This window comes from Salinisphaera sp. SWV1, assembly GCF_052044155.1.
GTDB lineage: Bacteria > Pseudomonadota > Gammaproteobacteria > Nevskiales > Salinisphaeraceae > Salinisphaera.
The window spans coordinates 66,354-83,781 of record NZ_JBQDYE010000008.1 but is presented as its reverse complement, the minus strand read 5'-3'; the positions used below and the strand labels follow the sequence as shown (position 1 = coordinate 83,781).

The window sequence follows — 17,428 nt, the reverse complement described above, 5'->3', positions numbered from 1 at the left end:
GGTGGGCGGGAGCCGGGTTTGCGCTTTACTGGTACCACAGCACAAGCCCGGGGAAGAGAATGAACAGGAACAGCAGAGCAAACAGCACGCCGTAGTAGGGCAGCAGGCTGCGTGAGAGTTTCTCCATGCTGACGCCACCCACGCCACAACCGACATAGAGCACGGTGCCCACGGGCGGGGTGATCAGGCCGATGCCGAGTGCGAACGACATCAGTACGCCGAAATAGACCGGGTCGATGCCGAGCTTGGTGACCACCGGCGTCATCAACGGCGCGAGGATGACCATGGCCGGCGTCAGGTCCATGAAGAAGCCAACCAGCAACAGCACCACCATGATGATCGCCAGCATCGGCAGACGTTGGTCGGTGAGGCTGGTCAATGCGGTCACGATCTCCTGCGGCACCATGTTGGCCGTGAGCAGCCAGGCGAGCACGTTGGCGAAGGCCAGCAGCAGCAACACCATGCCGGTGAGCTCGCCGGTCTGCATGCAGAGTTTGAAGAACTTCAGCGGCGTCAGGCTGCGATAGACAAACATCGAGAGGACGATGGCATACAGCAGCGCGATGGCCGAGCTTTCGGTCGGCGTGAAGATACCGCCGAGAATGCCGCCGACGATGATCAGCGGCAGCATCAGTGCGGGCAGGGCGCCGAAGAACGAGTCGATGACCTCGCGTACCGAAAACGCCTGGGCGCGGCCGCTCTTGCGAGAAGTCAGGTAGGTCGTCGCCATCAGGCCGGCGGTGATCAACAGGCCCGGCACGATGCCGGCCAGGAACAGCTTGGAGATCGATGTATTGGTGACCACACCGAACAGAATCATCGGGATCGATGGCGGCACGATGATACCCACCACCGACGCCGCGACCACGATCGCGGTGGCGGCCGCGCCGGAATAGCCATGATCTTTCATCGGCTTGATCAGCATGCCGCCGATCGCCGAGGCGTCGGCCACGGCCGAGCCGCTGATGCCGCCGAAAAACATCGAAGTCACCACGGCGATCTGGCCGAGCCCGCCGGCCATGAACCCCACCAGCGCACTGGCGAAACGCACCAGACGGTTGGCGATGCCGCCATGGCTCATCACCTCGCCGACCAGAATGAACAGCGGGATCGCCAGCAGGGGAAAGGAATCCAGCCCGTTGACCGATTGCTGGATGATGGGCGACAAGGCATAGCCATAGTGAAACATCAGATAAATGCTCACGCTGGCCAGGCCGATGGCAACCGGAACGCCGATGGCCAGCAGGACCAGCAGCCCGAACAACAGACCCAGCATCAGCATGTCAGGCGCTCCTCATCACGCGCGCCAGCAGGCGCAGCAGGTCGGCGGTGTTGGCCAGGAACATAAAGGCCGCAAACACCACCATCGCAATGTACAGATACGTCATGGGGATACCCAGCAACGGCGTCGAACTCACATAGCCGGATATCAATTGCAGATAGGCGAAGACGATGATCACGCAGATCATGTATACGATCGCGATCTTGATGAGTTCGAACACCGCCGCCACCCCGCCCGGCACGGCGTCCTTGAGAATGGCCACGGCGATATTCTGGCGACGCAGACAGGCGACGCCGGCGCCCAGCAGAACCGCCCAGATGAAGAAAAAGCGCGACATCTCGGCCGCCCAGTCGTAGGAGCTGTCGAGCACATAGCGTCCGAAGACATTGGCCGATACGCAGAAGAACACGGCGAGAACCAGACAGCCGACCACAATGGCCAACCCTGTCCGCAGATAGCCGATCCCGCTTTCGAAAATACATACGAACCGTTCAATCATGGGCGTGTCCTGATTCGTCCCGGTGACGCCATCCCGGCCGCTCCGATGAAAACGAGCCGGGCGGATACCCGGCTCGTCGCACAAGCAGCGATGGCGAAGGCCGTGCTACTGGCTGTTGCCGGCAATAGCCTGCGTATGGCCGGTGGCCTTCATGACGTTGTCGAACAGCGGCTCGCCGATCTGGCCCTTGAAGTCCTGGTAGACCGGCATCGCCTTCTTGCGGAAGGCCGCGCGCTGTGCCTTGGTCAGTTCCGTGATCTTCAGGCCTTTCTTTTCCAGGTCCTGTTTCGCCTGATGGGCGATGTTCACCGCAGCCCGACGCTCGTAGTGGCCGGCCTGGACGGCGGCGGTCTTGACCAGCTTCTGGTATGGCTTCGGCAGCCGCTGGTAGAAGCGCTGCGACATCAGCGTAATGAACGGCGTGTAAACGTGACGCGTATCGGTTGCGTTGGACTGTACTTCATAGAACTTCGACGTCAGGATCGTGATCCAGGGGTTCTCCTGAGCGTCCACCGTGCCCTGGTCCAGGGCCGTGAACAGTTCGGCGAACGACATCGGTGTCGGATTGGCGCCCAGCGTCTTCCAGATATCGAGCTGCACCGGGCTCTGCATCGTCCGGATCTTGAGCCCCTTGAGCTGGGATGGCTTGGAGATCGCGCCCTTGCTGTCGGTCAACTGTCGGAAGCCGTTCTGGGCCCAGGCGAGCGCGACCAGCCCATTGTTCTGGTTGCTGAGCTGCTTGAGCAGCTTCTGGCCGACCGGCCCGTCGAGCACTTGATGGGCCTGTTTGGCCGAGGAGAAAAGAAACGGCAGATCGAACACCGCCAGCTTCGGCTGCATCTTGATCAGCGGCGAGGTCGAGGGCTGCGTCATTTCGAGGGTGCCGGACTGCAGCGCACTGGTCATCTGGAGATCGCCGCCGAGCTGGGCGCTCGGGAAGATGTTGACCTTGATATGGCCGCCGCTACGCTGCTCCACGATTTTCTTGAAATACTCCACGCCCTGGTACTGCGCGCTTTCCTTGGCCAGGCCGATGCCGAACTTGATCGTGAACTGTTGATTGCTTTTGATCTTGACCGGGCTGCCGGTGACTTTCGGTATCGGCAGGAAATGCAGCGAATCGCTGCTGCTGTTGGAGGCAGCGCTGGCAGCACCGGCGGCGAGCACACCACCTATCAGGCCAGCGTATACGGCGGCATGCCGGGCGAACGTTATGATTTTCATGGCTCTCCTTCAGTGGTCTGGGATTCGCGATGAGCGAATCGTCACGTCGCATCTGGACATCCGCTACCGGGTAGCGTGTAGATCGGCGATTGGATGATCGGTTTTTTATTGCGCTGCATGTTGACCATAGATGCACCCAAGCATGTCGACAATGCGCTTGCGACCAAAGTCTCGTCCCTGGTCTTGACGGGTGGGTCCGGCTTGCCACGCGGCAAATGGGAACGGTTTCAAGGCCTGCGGCCGAATCGGCGTTCGGATTCGGCCGTGCCCGGCGGTCGTTATCGCTAGCCGATCGACCGGGGCGAGTCAGGCGTCTTTGCGCCCGAGTTGTGCGGGCGCGGCGCCGCGACGGCCGCGAATGTGCGGTCGGGGGGAAGCGCTCACCGGCGGCTCAGGCCAGAGCGTGCGGGCCCGCATGCGCATCGGATAAGCGACTCATGACGCCATCCGGCGTGCGTATTCGCCTGCGCTGGCTGTTCGAAGAGGCCTGTCGGCGGCCTGGACCGCCGACCTGACTCGAGAAGCGCACGATCTGCGCTATGCCGCCGCGCCCTGGCGTGCGGGCAGCGCGTGCGCTGCGGGCATGGGCGCGCTGTCTCCTCGCGCATCTTTCGGTCTCGCGCCGTCGCTGTGCTCGTGTTCGTCGAGCGCGCGTGGATGCAGTTCGAAGAACGCCACGCGTTGCTTGAGTGCACGCGCCTGTTCTTCGAGCGAACGGCCGGCGGCCGCGGATTGTTCCACCAGGGCCGCGTTCTGTTGCGTGACACCGTCCATCTGTGAAATCGCCAGATTCACCTGTTCGACGCCGGAGGATTGCTCCTGGCTGGCCGCGGCGATCTCGGAGACGAGATCGCTGACCTTGTGCACGCTCACCACGATTTCATCCAGCATCTTGCCGGAGCGTGCGACCTGTTCGGAGCCGTCGGCGACCTTGCTGGCGCTGTCGGCCACGAGCTTCTTGATATCGTCGGCCGCCGATGCGCTGCGGCTGGCCAGGCTGCGGACTTCGGTGGCGACCACCGCGAAGCCGCGGCCCTGCTCGCCGGCCCGGGCGGCTTCCACCGATGCATTCAGCGCCAGCAGGTTGGTTTGAAACGCGATTTCGTCGATCAGGCCGACGATCTCGTTGATCTGACTGCTGGATTGTTCGATCGCCTGCATCGAGGCCACGGCACGCGAGGCCACTTCGCTGCCCTCGCTGGCCTGGGTTCGCACGCTCTGGGCCACCTGATTGGCCTGCGCCGCGTTGTCGGCGTTCTGCTTGACCGTGGAGGTCATCTGTTCCATCGAGGCCGCGGTCTGTTGCAGGCTCGCGGCCTGCTCCTGGGTGCGATTGCTGAGCTCGTCATTGCCGGCCGCGATTTCGTCGGCGCCGGCGGTCACTGAATCCGCCCGGTTGTCGACGTCGCTGACCACGTCATACAGACGGGCGCGCATCGATTCGATGCCGTCGATCATGCCGCCGAATTCGTCGCGATAGGGGTTATCGACACGATCTTGCAGTCGACCCTCCGTGATCGCGGCGACGAACCCGCGGGCCGCGGCCAGCGGGCGCATGATGCCGGCCATCAGCCACAGCATCACGAGCAACGCCAGTACGAACACGGCTGCCCCGGCGGCGATGATGGTGATCTCGGACTGGTGCGCCGAAGCCCGGGTATCTGCATAGGCATTGGCGGCGGCGCCACGCTGCATTTTCCAGAGCTGGTGCAGTTGCTGGGCCAGCGTGTCGATGGGCGCGTGCAGCGATATGCCGTAGATATTGGTGGCATCGAGCATGTCGGCTTGCTTGAGATTGGACACGAAATCGCCAAGCGAAGCCTCGATCGTCTTGAGATTCTTCCGGGCCTGGTCGGCCAGCTTTCGTTCCTTCGGGCTCGTGATCAGCGCGGGGTAGTAGGCTTTCCAGCCCTGATTCACATTCTTTTCGATCGTGCCGATCCGGTTCGCCGCGCGTTGCATGGCCGAGGCGTCGGCCTGCGACGTCAGCAGCGTGCTGACCGTTGAGCGCAGATCATTGACCTGCCGATTGAGGCTGGAAAGCGTCTCGATGCCGGTGAGATTCTGGTTGTAGATCGCGGCCGTATTATCCGCGGCACGGCGAATCGACCAGACCGAAAGCGCGCTGAGCAGGGAAATGAACACCAGCGCCGCCCCAAAGCCGATCGCGAGCTTTGCGCGCACACTCTTTCTCGGATTCAACATCGAATATCTCCTCAGCGATTGGTTTTATCGTTTTTTTGGTTTTGCGATGCGGCGCCGTGACGGCATCACAAGGCGCGATAGCCCTATGTCCTACAATCGGCCGCCGGAGTACAGACTTGAGTGTGCCGGGGCGGAGGTCATGGTTTCGGACCCCGCCGGGAGCCGATTGAAATGGGCTGTCCGTGCCGTCGCAGAGGCGGGCTCCGTCCGCGCGCCTCCAAGCGCACGCCGGCCTGGCGGATTGGTTAATCTGGCGGGCGAATCCGCGAACGACAGGCCGGCCGTGCCCACACTTTCCGCCTTGTACCGCTACCCGATCAAATCCGCCGCCGGCGAGGCACTGGACCGCGCGACGGTGACCGAGGAAGGCTTGCTGCGTGACCGCCGCTTCATGCTCGCCCGGCCTGATGGCAGCTTCGTCACGGCCCGCCGGTACGCCGGCCTGCAGCGCGTGGTCGCCCGCTTCGATGGCGAGCAGCTGTTCGTGATGCACGATAACCATCCGGCTGTCAGCGAGTCGCGCCATGCCTTCGCGCGCCAGCCGTTCCAGACCCGGGTCTGGGGCGATGAATTCCCGGCGCTGACCACAACCCTGCGTCTTGATGCGTGGTTCAGCCGCATCGTCGGCGAGCCGGTGCATCTGCTGTGGCTCGGTGATCGATCGCATCGCCACCGCGACTCGATCGGTGTCCGTGTGAGCTTTGCCGACGGTTATCCGCTGCTGCTGACCGCCGAGGCATCGCTGGCCGATGTCAACGCGCGTACCGACGGTAGCCACGTCATGGCGCAGTTCCGGCCCAATGTTGTCGTCGCCGATAGCGCGGCCTTCGCTGAGGACGGCTGGCAACGCATTCGTATCGGCGATGTCGTGTTCCGGGTGGACAAGCCTTGCGGGCGTTGCGTAATGATCACGGTCGATCCCGCCACCGGCGAGCGCCGGCCCGACGGCGAACCACTGCGCACCCTCGGCACGTATCGCAGGCAGGGCAAGGAGGTCTGTTTCGGCCAGAATCTCGTCGCCGAGAACAGTGGTGAGCTGCGGGTCGGACAGGGGGTCGAGATTCTCGAGTGAGCGAGCGCCGGTCGGCATTCTCGTGCGGCCCGGCCCATGCCGCCCGGCGTGCTGGCGAGCCGGCCGATCATCCTTGAAACGAAAGTTCGATCCGACCCGGGGGCGCTCTGCTAGCGTTCGTCAGCCGTCGCCGCGGAGAGCGACGGCGCTCGTCTTGCCCTGAACCCGCGGGATCGAATATGCCCCATGCCCCTGAAAGCGCCGTATCGCCAGCCCGGAATGCTCTGGTCAAGGTGCCGGAGATCACGATCTTCTTCTGGATCGTCAAGTTGCTGACCACGGCCATGGGCGAATCGACCTCGGATTTTCTGGTCTATCACATCAATCCGTATGTCGCGGTGGTGCTGGGCACGCTGGGCTTCGTTGTGTCGCTGGCGCTTCAGTTCGTCGTCACCCGCTACATTCCCTGGGTTTATTGGCTCGTGATCGTGATGATCGGGATCTTCGGCACCATGGTCGCGGACGTGGCCCATATCGTGCTCGGGGTGCCGTATTTCGTGTCGACGGCGGCGTTTGCGGTGTCGCTTGTCGTCATATTCGCGCTCTGGGCGCGAGTCGAGGGCACGCTGTCGATCCACAGCATCCATACCACGCGCCGCGAAATATTCTATTGGGCGGCGATCATCGCGACGTTCGCCCTGGGGACGGCGGCCGGCGACATGACCGCGACCACCTTCGATCTGGGCTATTTCGACTCGACGCTTGTCTTTACCGGCGTATTCATCCTGGCCGGCGTGGCCTGTGCACTGACAAGCCCGGGTGTGGCCCGGATCCTGCTGTTCTGGCTTGTCTACGTATTGACGCGGCCCGTGGGCGCGTCCTGCGCGGACTGGCTCGGCAAATCGCATCAGTTCGGCGGCATGGGATACGGCGACGGGGTCGTGAGCGTCGCGCTGGGGGGGCTGATCGTCGTCTTCGTTGCCTACCTGACCGTGTCCGGAAAAGACCGGCGCGAAGAAGCTGCCGGATTCCGGGGCGTGGCGCCAGCGGGTGGATAATACCGACCGCCGAGGGGCGGCCGTCTCGCCGCCGCCGCCATGGCAGCTGGCAGGCATGAAAAAACCCCGGGCGACGCATGCCGTCCGGGGTTTGCCCAGCTGTGCAGCCTTCAGCTCAGCGCGGGGCGTCCGCGACGCGGCAGGCGCCATTTGAAGACCCCGATCAACGCGAGGCCGACGGCCAGTAGCCCGAGGCCGCTCGGCTCGGGCACCGGCCGTGCGCCGCCGACCGATGCGACGGTCAGGCGCAGGGCTCGATCCTGGCTGTTAGCCAAACCGACATCCGCGATGTCGAATTGCCAGCCGGAGCCGAAATCAAGCCCCTGCAGACCCAGGTTCGAGAGGTTCTCGAAACTTTGGGCCAGCATCACGTCGAGCGTGTCCCCGACTTGCAGGTTGTTGTCGGCCAGCAGGTTCAGGCCCAGCATGCTGCCGCTGCCGAAGTCGGCGATGCCGTCCACATTGACCTGGTCGGACGACTGGTTGCCGGCGATATCGAGATACAGCGAACCGTTCAGAGCCAATGGCCCCTGCACGCCGAGCGTGCCGACATCGCCATTGCCGTTGCCCGGCATCAATATGCCGCCGCTGGCAACGGTGGTGGCGCCGACCGCGCCGTGTCCGGCCAGCTTGGCCCCGTCGTTGACGGTGACATTGCCGGCGAGGCTGGCCCCGTTGCCGGCGTGATTGCCCACGATCAGCTCGCCGCTGCGCACCTGGGTGCGGCCGATATTCGTGTTGTTACCGTTGAGCACCGTGGTACCGGCGCCGACATTGACTTGCTGGAAGTGGGCGGCATTGCCCGCGTACGCGAACTGCTGGCCGGCGCCCGGGGTGATGTTCAGCGTGCTGTTGCCGCTACCGCCCGAGATGTCGCCCTGGACATGGGCCTGGCCACCGACGATGCCGAGGGTCGAATCGCCGCTGCCGAGATCGACGGCCTTGCCACTGCCGTCGGCCATGATTGTGCCGCTATTGGTCACCGTGGCATTGTTGCCGCCGGTGAAAATGGCCGCCTCGCTGCCGCCGCCCTCGATGGTGCCGCCCGCGAGATTGTCGATGGTCACCGTATGCTTGTTGGCCGCGCCCGTGACCGCGATGCCGGCCCCGGTCTGGCCCTGAATCAGGCCGCTGTTGGTCACCGATGAATCGGCAAAGATGCCTTGAATGGGAATCGGTTTGCCGGTATCGGGGCTCTTGTCGAGGCCGGCGAGCGTAATGCCGTGGCTCAGGCCCGCGTTGCTCTTGCCCACGATCGTACCGCTGTTGACGATCTTGCCGCCACCGACCGTGACGCCCTCGCTGGTCTCGCCGGCGGCGGCATTGAGCGACTGAATGGTGCCGGTATTGTTGATATCCACCAGCCCGTCGACATCGACCCCGTCGCCATCGCGATTGACGCCGTCGCCGCTGATCAGGCCGTGGTTGACCACCGTCACCTTTTCATTCGCGTTGAAACCATCGATATTGACGCCGGAGCCGTCGTCGCCCTGGATCGTGCCGCCCGCGTTATTGGTGACGTGCATGACGAAGTCGCCTTTGGTCGACGTATCCGTATTGCCGCCGGTGATGCCGTGTCGCGCCCCCTCGATGAGGCTGGTCGCGGCCGTGGCGTCCGGGTGGTTAACCACGGTCACGCCGCTGTTGTCCTGGGCATCGACGCCGTCGGTGCCGTCCATGCTATTTACCGGATTCGTGGACTTGATGGTCCCTTCATTGTTCACCACGCCATCCACGCCCGGGCGTATGCCATCGGCATCGAAAGCGGTGATCACGCCGCCGGCATAGTTGTCGACGGTGTTGCTGCCTTTGGTGATGTGATTGAAGTCGATCGCCTGTGCGCCGCCCTGGGAAATGTTCTTCGAATTGACCGTGCCGTAGTTCTCGAAGGTGACGTTGTTGCCCTTGTGCAACTGGATCGCATCGGCGTCCTTGCTTTGCAGCAGGGCGCCCGCTTCATTGATGACGGTCAGCGTGAGATTGCTGTTGTCATTGCGAATGGCGCGCCCGCTGCCCTGCTGGTCGATCGTGCCGGCATTGTCGATCGTGGTTTTGCCGGATACCGTGATTCCGATGCTGTCACTGCTGGACGGAATGACGAGGCTGCCACCCGCCTTGATCGTGCCGCTCTGGCCGCCGGTCAGCGTCTGTGGGCTCGTCAGCGTCTGGCCCGGGTCGATGGTGAATGAAGCGGCCAGCACGGCCGGGCTTTCCAGCGCGAGGCCGGCGGCGGCACAGATCAAGGCCGCCACCATCGGAGACATGCGATTGTTCATTGATTTTTAAGATATGGATATGGGCGCGAACCGCAAAGCAATATGCATGCCTTTTTTATTTTATATTTAACTTGCTGTTTTATTATATAAATAATTTATTCATCTCTACCCGAGTGTCAGGTTGTTCGACTCCAATAATTCATAAATTGCAATGTATTATTAATACAATTGTCTTAAAAGTTTAATATAACAAGAATTTTCGGGCTGTAGCTCCGGGCGGGCCGTAGCCGGTCGCGATCGGCGCAGCCGGAAACATTTTTCTCATGCGGCGATTCGGTGTAATAGAAATCGACACCCTTCGGGGCTGGCCGGCGGCGTAACCAAGCATTCGCAAATATTTTTCTCGGGACCACGACGGCCGCCATCCTGGGTTCGCGCTCAAGGGGCGGTGTCGGTCACCTACGGCGTCCACGCGCTGCTGGCCGCGCAGTGGGGTTTCAGGCGGTCCGCGGCTGTCCTGTTGCGGCGAGTTGCGATCGCGACGCCAAGCTCTTGGCGTCCTCGCCACGGCGCGACGACGTCTCTGCCCACCACCCGCACAACGCCGACTGGGCCAATCACTCGATTATCAACCGTATCGGGGCCCTTTTTTTCGGCTACCCAGGAAAGTCGGGCCACCAGAATAGCGGCCCGGCCGAATAGCATTTCAGCCGGTTTCATTGACGGCGGGGGTAAGCCAGCGCATGCGGTGTCGCCTCCCGGCCGACTTTTTCGGGGACGCAAGGAGAGGGGCATGAGGATTTCCTATCATTTTCACCAGGGCGTGATCGCTGCCGTCATTCTGGCCGCGGGCACCGCCGCTGCGCAGGCGGGCGCCACGCATGGCGCGCCGTCGGCGAATCTCGACGTCTATCGGCTCGGCTATACCGCGACGCACTTTTATCACCAAGAGCATAGTTTCGATAGCCAGAAGGGCTGGATCAACGGAATTGACCTCCAGAAGCTCTATATCGGCAACCATTTTTATTACGACAGCGATCTCGGTTACAGCGCCGGTAGCGCCCACTACGACGGCGGCGTTCAATATGTGAACCCGAATACCGGCCAGGTCGGCTCGCAGCCGTATTCGACCTCGATCGATGAAAAGCTGCTGACCAGCCACGTCGACATGGGCCCGGTGTTTCGCCTGGCAGGTGGTCGGGATGCGATCGTGCCGTTTATCGGTATCGGTGTGCGCTACCACTACGATCACACGAGTACCGGGCGCGTGACTGCGCCGGGCTTCGGCTCGGCTCCGGTAGCGGCCAGCCGTGACGATCGGCTACAAGCACAGGCGCGTTTCGGCGCGATGGACCGTTTCGCGATCACCCGCAGACTCGGCCTGGAACTGAAGGGACTGGCCACCTACAACTTTTACGGCCGGCTCTCCAACACGCAGTATTCCGGAAACTACAAGGGCCACGACTGGGGCTATGTTGGCTCGGCCACCGCCGATTATCAGCTTACCCGCGTGCTGGGCATCTATGCGCGTGCCAGTTACACCAGGGTGCATACCTCGCGCATCCAGCTGTCGCAGACATTCTACGAGCCCTCGGCCAGCAGTGGCGTCACTCGCCTGACGGTAGGCGCCCAGGCGCACTTCTAGACCACAGTTCGCGTCATGGATTTCGATCGATTTCTCGTGCCAGGCAAGGCGCGGTGATGAGCCCTATCGGGTTCATTGGGCTGGACCCCATCGATATCCGTAGGCGCGCCATCCCGGGCAGTAGGGCTCGACCGCAGATGACTGCGGCCGGGCCCTGCGTCTTTTCTGGCTCGAATTGGAGCCTGACATGCGCCATTGCGTGGAACGACAGCAGGCTCGCAGCCACGGGCATGACCGAGGCGCCAACACGGCCATTCAAAATCCGGTTTCAAGACCGCTCTGTTGTTGTTGGGGGTTGCATTCGCCGAGCAAACGTCCCCGTAGCCGGATGGCGGCTATCCCCTGGCCCGAATCACGGCCGAGACGCCGGCCAGAACGGTCATCGTCCCGATGATCTGCGGCAGCGAAATGCTTTCATGGAGGAACAAATAACCGAATGCCAACACCGCAATCGGCAGCGCGTTCAAACTCAAGGCGGCTGCTGTCGGGCCGATTGTTCTGAGCGCACGGTTATAGAGAATAAACGCCACGAACGAGGGGCCGAGGCCGAGGTAAAGTGCCGATCCGACAGCGGCTGGCGACAGAGAGCCTGAGCCTCCCAGAACGAGCTGTTCGATGACCGCAAGCGGGAGCAATGTCACCACAGCAGCCGCAGATAACGGCACCATGGCGGCCAGCGGCGGTAGTCCCGACAGGCCGTGAGTGGCGACCATCGCATAGACGATCCAGGCGCCGATTGCGAGCAGCATGACGAATACACCCGGAGACACCGTTCGCAAAAAGCCCATCGGCGCACCGTTTGTTACCACGATCACGGCGCCAGTGACCGATACAAACACGCCGGCCCAGCCCAGATACCCCAGACGCTCCTGAAACCGCAGCCATGCGACGATTGCGGTGAAGATCGGGATCGATGCCTCGAGCACGGCGACCGACGTCGTGCTGGCGGTATGCAGGGCCGCATAAAGCAACGCATTGAAAAGTCCGATGCCCGAGGCGCCGATGATAAACAGCCGGCCTTTGTGCTGTCGAAACAGGTTAATCGAGCGCCAGGCCGGGCCGCCAAAGCACACCACCGATGCCGTAAAAGCGATGATCGAACGCAACAGAGCGAGGGTGAACGGCGGTATTGCCGGCACCGCCGCCTTGCCGACCAGGATATTACCGGCAAATAACAGCACGACGACGCTGATCGGCGCCAGTTCACGTATCGAATGGTTCCATTTCATGGATCCAAAAGTACCGGATCGGAGAACGGCCCGTCATCAAAGAAATCTGCATCTCGATACAGCGTATTTGGAGAAAAGATTGGGTCAGGCCGTGCTCCGTGTGAGCAATATGAGGCCTGACCCTATGGCAAACACTGCCAGGGGGGCAGGTCTGCGCCCGACGCCTGTCGGCGCTAATCGATCTCCGATATGGCGGCGCCCGGATAGCGCTTTTCGAACTCGTGGACCAGTCGACGCTTTTCCTTGATTATGGCCACGGCCAATTTCGGCAACAGGTCGCGGGTGATGGCCCGGAGTGCGTCCGAGGCAAGGTCGGTATCCGCCGGGTCTTGCTCGCCAGGCCAGTGACGCCACTGTTGATAGTCGTCCGCTATACCGCCGGCCCCGGAATCTGCAACTTGCGTGCGCCGGTCGGCGAGCTGTTCCGTAAAGCATTTGCCAGCACGATTGTAAATGCACACCTGACGGGAAATATAGCCTCGGTATTGCCAGTCATTGTCGATGCAGGCGGCCTCGAGTCCGGTGGCGTAGGCGATCTGATAACACTCCGTGGCGCCGTCGCTGAAACGCAGGAGAAAATTGAAGGTTTCCGTGCGTATCGGCATCAAGAAGTCTTCGCCGGCATCACTTTGTCGGCGTGCGCGAAAAAAAGGTGAGCGAGGATTGTTGCAGCCCGTGGCCCGCGGTCGTTTTTCGCGGCTCTGATTCGCCCTGGGTATCGGGTAATAACCTGAGCCCCGACCGGTGTCGGTAGGGGAATCTCGTCGTGCACAGTTCATGTGTGCCCCCTGGGATTGGTTTGGTCGCTGGCCTGCCACGTTGACAGGATTTTATTGGAATCATCAACGGCCTTGTTTCGAAATTAATCGCTACACGGATTGAAAGCAAGTTTTAGTGGAAACTAAACAAAATCCGATCGGGGTACGTACGTCAACGCGATGCGTGCCTTGTGCTCATTTCATGTTTTCGATTCGTCTTGCTGGAAAGCGAGACGTAACTGCGGTATCCACGTCGTTAAATGAGAAGTCGAAAAAACGCCCGCAACAAGGCGGGCGTTGACAGGCGCGAATTGACGACGCTCGGTTAATCAATAGACGCGGTCAGCTCCTTGAGCAAAAACGCAAAGATCAGCCCGGTTTCCTCCAGTGCGGCAAATCGCCCCGGCAGGCCGCCGTGGCCGGCCGCCATATGCGTTCTGAGCAACAGGCTGTGGTTGTCGGTTTTGGTCGCGCGTAGTCTGGCGACCCATTTGGCGGGTTCCCAGTAGGTCACGCGCGGGTCGGAGACACCGGCGATGGTCAGTACGGCCGGGTAATCCTGGGCGGTGACGTTCTGGTAGGGGCAATAGCTGCGGATCGTTTCGAATGCTTGCGCGTCGTCGCGCGGGTTGCCCCATTCGGGCCACTCGGGCGGGGTGAGCGGCAGAGTGTCGTCCAGCATGGTGTTGAGCACGTCCACGAACGGGACGTCGGCGATCGCCGCCCCGAACAGTTCGGGACGCTGGTTGACGACCGCGCCGACCAGCATGCCGCCGGCGCTGCCGCCGTGGGCGGCGATCTTGCCGGGGGCGGTGTAGCCGGTTTCGCAGAGATGCTCAGCCACGCGAATGAAGTCGGCGAAGGTGTTGGGTTTTTTCTCGAGCTTGCCGTCGGCGTACCAGCGATAGCCGCGTTCCTTGCCGCCGCGGATGTGGGCGATGGCGTGCACGAAGCCACGGTCGATGAGCGAGAAACGGGTGGACGAGAAGGCGGCCGGCTCGGAGATGCCGTAGGCGCCGTAGCCGTGCAGCAGGCAGGGCGCGCTGCCGTCGATCGGGGTGTTTTTGTGGTGGGTGAGGGTGATCGGCACGTGCTGGCCGTCCGCGGTGGCGGCGGTCAGCCGACGCACGATGTATTGCGCCGGGTCGAAGCCGCTCGGCACCTGGCGTTGCTTGCGCAGGATGCGTTCGCGGCTGCGCATGTCGTAGTCGAAGGTTTCGTCCGGCGTGTGCGGGGCGCTGTAGAGAAAGCGCAGCGTGGTGGTGTCGTATTCGTAGCCGGCGGCCATGCCCAGGCTGTAGGCCTCGTCCGCGAAGGCGATGGCGTGGTCTTCGCCGCTGTGCTTGTCGGTAATGACGATACGCGGCAGGGCGTCGGCGCGCTCCATGCGCACGCGATGATGCGCGAACTCGACGTGGTCGAGGATGAGCCGACCCGGCACGTGCGGCACGAGCTCTTCCCAGTGGTCGAAGTCCGGCGTGGCGACTGGTGCGCGCATGAGGCGAAAATCCTCGGCGTCGCCGGCGTTGGTGAGGAGGACGAAATACTCGCCGTTGTCGTCGTCCACGCTGTATTCGCGGCCCGGCACACGTTCGGCGATCAGGCGCGGTGTGGCTTCGGGGTTGGCGGCCGGGATGAAGCGCGTTTCGCTGGTGGCGTGGTCGTGGGCGTGGATGAGCAGGTAGCGCGCGCTCTGGGTTTCGCCGAGGCCGACGAAAAAACCGGGGTCGGATTCTTCGTAGATCAGCGTGGCATTGGCCGGCGGCGCGCCGAGCGGCAGGCGCCAGACGCGGCAGGGCCGGTGATTCTCGTCGAGGGTGACGTAGAACAGCGTATTGCCGTCGGCCGACCAGGCGACGTTGCCGGTGGTGTTGTCGATCGGCGGCTGGATTTCGTCGCCGCGCGCGCCGTGTGGGTCGATGGCGCGAACGTGAATGGTGTAGGCCTCGGAGCCGCGGTCGTCGAGGGCGAAGGCGAGTTTGGCGTGGTCCGGGCTGTGGTCGACCGCACCGAGCGAGAAGTACGCGCGGCCTTCGGCCTCGGCGTCGCCGTCTAGCAGGATCTGTTCGCCGGCCAGCGGCTCGCCGGGTGCGGCGCCGCCATCCGACGCGCGCGGCGCCCGACAGAAGATCGGGTGCTGGCCGCCTTCGCGAAAACGCAGGTAATAGACATAGTCGCCGTCCGGCGTGGGTACGCTGGCGTCTACTTCGGCTATGCGACCGCGCATTTCGGCGACGAGTTTGGCCTGCAGCGCGGTGGTGTCGGCCATCGCGGCGTCGGTATAGGCGTTTTCGGCCTCGAGATAAGCGCGGATGTCGGCGTCGAGTTTGTCCGGATCGAGCATCGCCTCGCGCCAGTTCGGGTCGCGCAGCCAGGCGTAGTCGTCGTGCAGGGTCACGCCGTGGATGGTGGTCTGGCTGGGCTTGCGGGCCGCGGTCGGCGGTTCGGCGGCGATGGTGTCGAGCTGTTCGGACATGGATCTCATCGATGGTAGAAGCGACGGCCGCGGGGCGGCCTGCGGGATAAATGCGGGCTGGCCGCTGTGCTTCAAGGTGCGCGGCGACCCGCGGGATGGCTGACACAATACGTCAATCGCATGTTTGGCATTGTGGGCCGCAGGGCGCGATGATGAACGGCAAAGACTTGCAGACCACGGTGCGACGCCATGCAGCGACAAATCGGCGAACTCGTCATCGAATGTGTTCGGGGCGATATCACCCGGCAGGACGATATCGATGTCATCGTCAACGCCGCCAACAAGCAATTGCAGGGCGGTGGCGGTGTGGACGGCGCGATCCATCGCGCGGCGGGTCCGGAGCTGGTCAAGGCGAGCAAGGCGCTGGCGCCGATCGAAGCCGGCGAAGCCGTGATTACCGAGGCCTTCGATCTGCCCAACGATTGGGTGGTGCACTGCGCCGGGCCGGTGTATTCGCATAACACCGAGGTGCCGAAACAACTGGCAGCCTGCTATCGCAACGCGCTGGCGCTGGCGGAAGACAAGCAGGCGGCATCGATCGCCTTTCCCGCGATTTCGGCCGGTATCTACGGGTATCCGCTGGACGAAGCCGGTGCGATCGCCGTGCAGGCGGTGAGCGACCATGCACGCGCGTCGCTATCGCTCCAGCGCGTGCGCTTCGTGTTGTTTTCCGAGGAGGTGTACGCGGCGTTCTCCCAGGCGTTGTCGGAACGGAACTGATGCCGCTCGGGGCGGTGCAGGTTGCCGGGTTGCACGTGGAACCGTTGCGCCCAAAGGCGAACGCCGCCGGGCAGCCGGCGGGTCGGCTCAGCCGGCCGCGGTAGCGATCCGAGCCACCGGCGCGGCCATGACATAGTCATCCATCACGAAACCATGGCCGATGTCCTTCACATCTTCGTATTCGGTTCCGAAGCCGATGCGTCGATAGGCGGTAATGGATTCGGCGTTGTGCCGGTTTACCCGAAGACGCAGCATCGCGGCGCCGAACTCGCGGGCCTGGTCCGCCGCGCGCTGGACCAGCCGGCGACCCACGCCGAGATTGCGTGCCTCGATATGCACGTAGAGCTTGTCGAGCCAGGCGGTGTCCGGGTCGTCCGCATCGGGCGAGACGGCGACGAAGGCCACATAGCGTTCACCTCGGCGCGCCAGGGTGAAGCGTGTGCCGGCCGCCATTTGTTCGTTGAGGGCGTGTTCGCTGTAACCGCCGTCGAGCATGTACTCGACCTGCTCCCGGCCGATGATTGGCGTGTAGTGCTGGTGCCAGATAACGTGGGCCAGCGCCGAAAGCTCAAGCAGCAGGGCCGGGTTGTCGGCGGCGACGAGTTCGATATGATCCATCAGCACTCGGTGTCGGTGTGGTGGGCAGCAGCGAGGCGTTCGCGGATGCGATCGCCGTAGCCCGGTTCGCGCAGCAGGGCCCGGCCGCGGGGCGACTGCGCCAGCCGCAGTTCGATCCAGCGGGCGCGGCGGGTCAGTTCGCGGGCAGCGTCGGATTCGGGCAGTGTGCGCGCCAGGAGATCCTCGACCTCGCGCAGTTCGCGCCGGACCTCGATCTCGGGTGGCACGTAGCCAGCGTTTTTCAGAAGCCGGTAGCCCGCGCGCAGATGCTCGGGCACGTTCGCGGCCTCGTCGGCCAGCAAGGGCTTGCCCGCGCCGGGCAGGTCATCGAGTTCGCCGCGTTCGGCCGCCGCTTCGATGTGGGCGTCGGCCAGTCGGTCCAGTAGGCTCATGAAGCCGCACTATACGCGGTCGCCGCGCCTGCGGCCTTAACGAGTAACGCGCCCGGACTTGCGGGCCGGCCGTCTGCGGTTTGCGATACGACCG

Annotated in this window: 14 protein-coding genes; 4 read left to right on the top strand and 10 right to left on the bottom strand. The window is 63.1% G+C overall.

Translation table 11 applies throughout. The features are described 5' to 3' along the window. Positions 1-25 precede the first annotated feature (25 nt). From ACS8YF_RS05790 to ACS8YF_RS05775, 4 genes are all read right to left on the bottom strand, one after another. Positions 26-1,282: a TRAP transporter large permease gene (locus ACS8YF_RS05790; RefSeq protein WP_440849270.1), complete on the bottom strand. Its 1,257-nt coding sequence runs from the start codon at positions 1,280-1,282 to the stop codon at positions 26-28. A gap of 1 nt (position 1,283) precedes the next feature. After that, positions 1,284-1,781: a TRAP transporter small permease gene (locus ACS8YF_RS05785; RefSeq protein ID WP_440849269.1), complete on the bottom strand. Its 498-nt coding sequence runs from the start codon at positions 1,779-1,781 to the stop codon at positions 1,284-1,286. Positions 1,782-1,886: 105 nt separating this feature from the next. Further along, positions 1,887-3,005, bottom strand: coding sequence for a TRAP transporter substrate-binding protein (locus ACS8YF_RS05780; RefSeq protein WP_440849268.1), 1,119 nt, complete (start codon positions 3,003-3,005; stop codon positions 1,887-1,889). Between the two features lie 537 nt (positions 3,006-3,542). Beyond that, positions 3,543-5,210: a methyl-accepting chemotaxis protein gene (locus ACS8YF_RS05775; protein WP_440849267.1), complete on the bottom strand. Its 1,668-nt coding sequence runs from the start codon at positions 5,208-5,210 to the stop codon at positions 3,543-3,545. A 283-nt stretch (positions 5,211-5,493) separates the two neighbouring features. Between ACS8YF_RS05775 and ACS8YF_RS05770 the strand changes: the two genes are divergently transcribed. Both ACS8YF_RS05770 and ACS8YF_RS05765 read left to right on the top strand, forming a co-directional pair. Further along, complete coding sequence (locus ACS8YF_RS05770; protein WP_440849266.1) at positions 5,494-6,282, top strand: MOSC domain-containing protein; 789 nt, start codon at positions 5,494-5,496, stop codon at positions 6,280-6,282. Between the two features lie 179 nt (positions 6,283-6,461). Beyond that, the gene (locus ACS8YF_RS05765; RefSeq protein ID WP_440849265.1) at positions 6,462-7,280 is read left to right on the top strand and encodes a COG4705 family protein; all 819 of its coding nucleotides are present in this window, start codon (positions 6,462-6,464) and stop codon (positions 7,278-7,280) included. A gap of 110 nt (positions 7,281-7,390) precedes the next feature. On the opposite strand, the gene ACS8YF_RS05760 is transcribed toward ACS8YF_RS05765, so the two are convergent. Beyond that, positions 7,391-9,544, bottom strand: a complete 2,154-nt coding sequence (locus tag ACS8YF_RS05760) for a beta strand repeat-containing protein (RefSeq protein ID WP_440849264.1) — start codon at positions 9,542-9,544, stop codon at positions 7,391-7,393. 745 nt (positions 9,545-10,289) lie between these two features. Here ACS8YF_RS05760 and ACS8YF_RS05755 point away from each other — a divergent pair. After that, positions 10,290-11,141, top strand: coding sequence for a hypothetical protein (locus tag ACS8YF_RS05755; RefSeq protein WP_440849263.1), 852 nt, complete (start codon positions 10,290-10,292; stop codon positions 11,139-11,141). A 335-nt stretch (positions 11,142-11,476) separates the two neighbouring features. Here the strand turns inward: ACS8YF_RS05755 and ACS8YF_RS05750 are convergent, their stop codons facing one another. From ACS8YF_RS05750 to ACS8YF_RS05740, 3 genes are all read right to left on the bottom strand, one after another. Continuing rightward, complete coding sequence (locus ACS8YF_RS05750; RefSeq protein ID WP_440849262.1) at positions 11,477-12,370, bottom strand: DMT family transporter; 894 nt, start codon at positions 12,368-12,370, stop codon at positions 11,477-11,479. Positions 12,371-12,543: 173 nt separating this feature from the next. Then, on the bottom strand, positions 12,544-12,978 hold the full coding sequence (locus ACS8YF_RS05745) for a hypothetical protein (protein ID WP_440849261.1): 435 nt from the start codon (positions 12,976-12,978) through the stop codon (positions 12,544-12,546). Positions 12,979-13,453: 475 nt separating this feature from the next. Continuing rightward, the gene (locus ACS8YF_RS05740) at positions 13,454-15,604 is read right to left on the bottom strand and encodes a S9 family peptidase (protein ID WP_440849260.1); all 2,151 of its coding nucleotides are present in this window, start codon (positions 15,602-15,604) and stop codon (positions 13,454-13,456) included. Positions 15,605-15,793: 189 nt separating this feature from the next. Here ACS8YF_RS05740 and ACS8YF_RS05735 point away from each other — a divergent pair, with 189 nt between their 5' ends. After that, complete coding sequence (locus ACS8YF_RS05735; RefSeq protein ID WP_440849259.1) at positions 15,794-16,324, top strand: O-acetyl-ADP-ribose deacetylase; 531 nt, start codon at positions 15,794-15,796, stop codon at positions 16,322-16,324. A gap of 87 nt (positions 16,325-16,411) precedes the next feature. Here ACS8YF_RS05735 and ACS8YF_RS05730 read toward each other — a convergent pair whose 3' ends face one another. Both ACS8YF_RS05730 and ACS8YF_RS05725 read right to left on the bottom strand, forming a co-directional pair. Then, positions 16,412-16,942, bottom strand: coding sequence for a GNAT family N-acetyltransferase (locus ACS8YF_RS05730; RefSeq protein ID WP_440849258.1), 531 nt, complete (start codon positions 16,940-16,942; stop codon positions 16,412-16,414). Beyond that, positions 16,942-17,334 carry a DnaJ family domain-containing protein gene (locus ACS8YF_RS05725; RefSeq protein WP_440849257.1) on the bottom strand — a complete coding sequence of 131 codons (393 nt, stop codon included), beginning with the start codon at positions 17,332-17,334 and terminating at the stop codon, positions 16,942-16,944. The genes ACS8YF_RS05730 and ACS8YF_RS05725 overlap by 1 nt, the downstream gene beginning before the upstream one ends. Between the last annotated feature and the right edge of the window lie 94 nt (positions 17,335-17,428).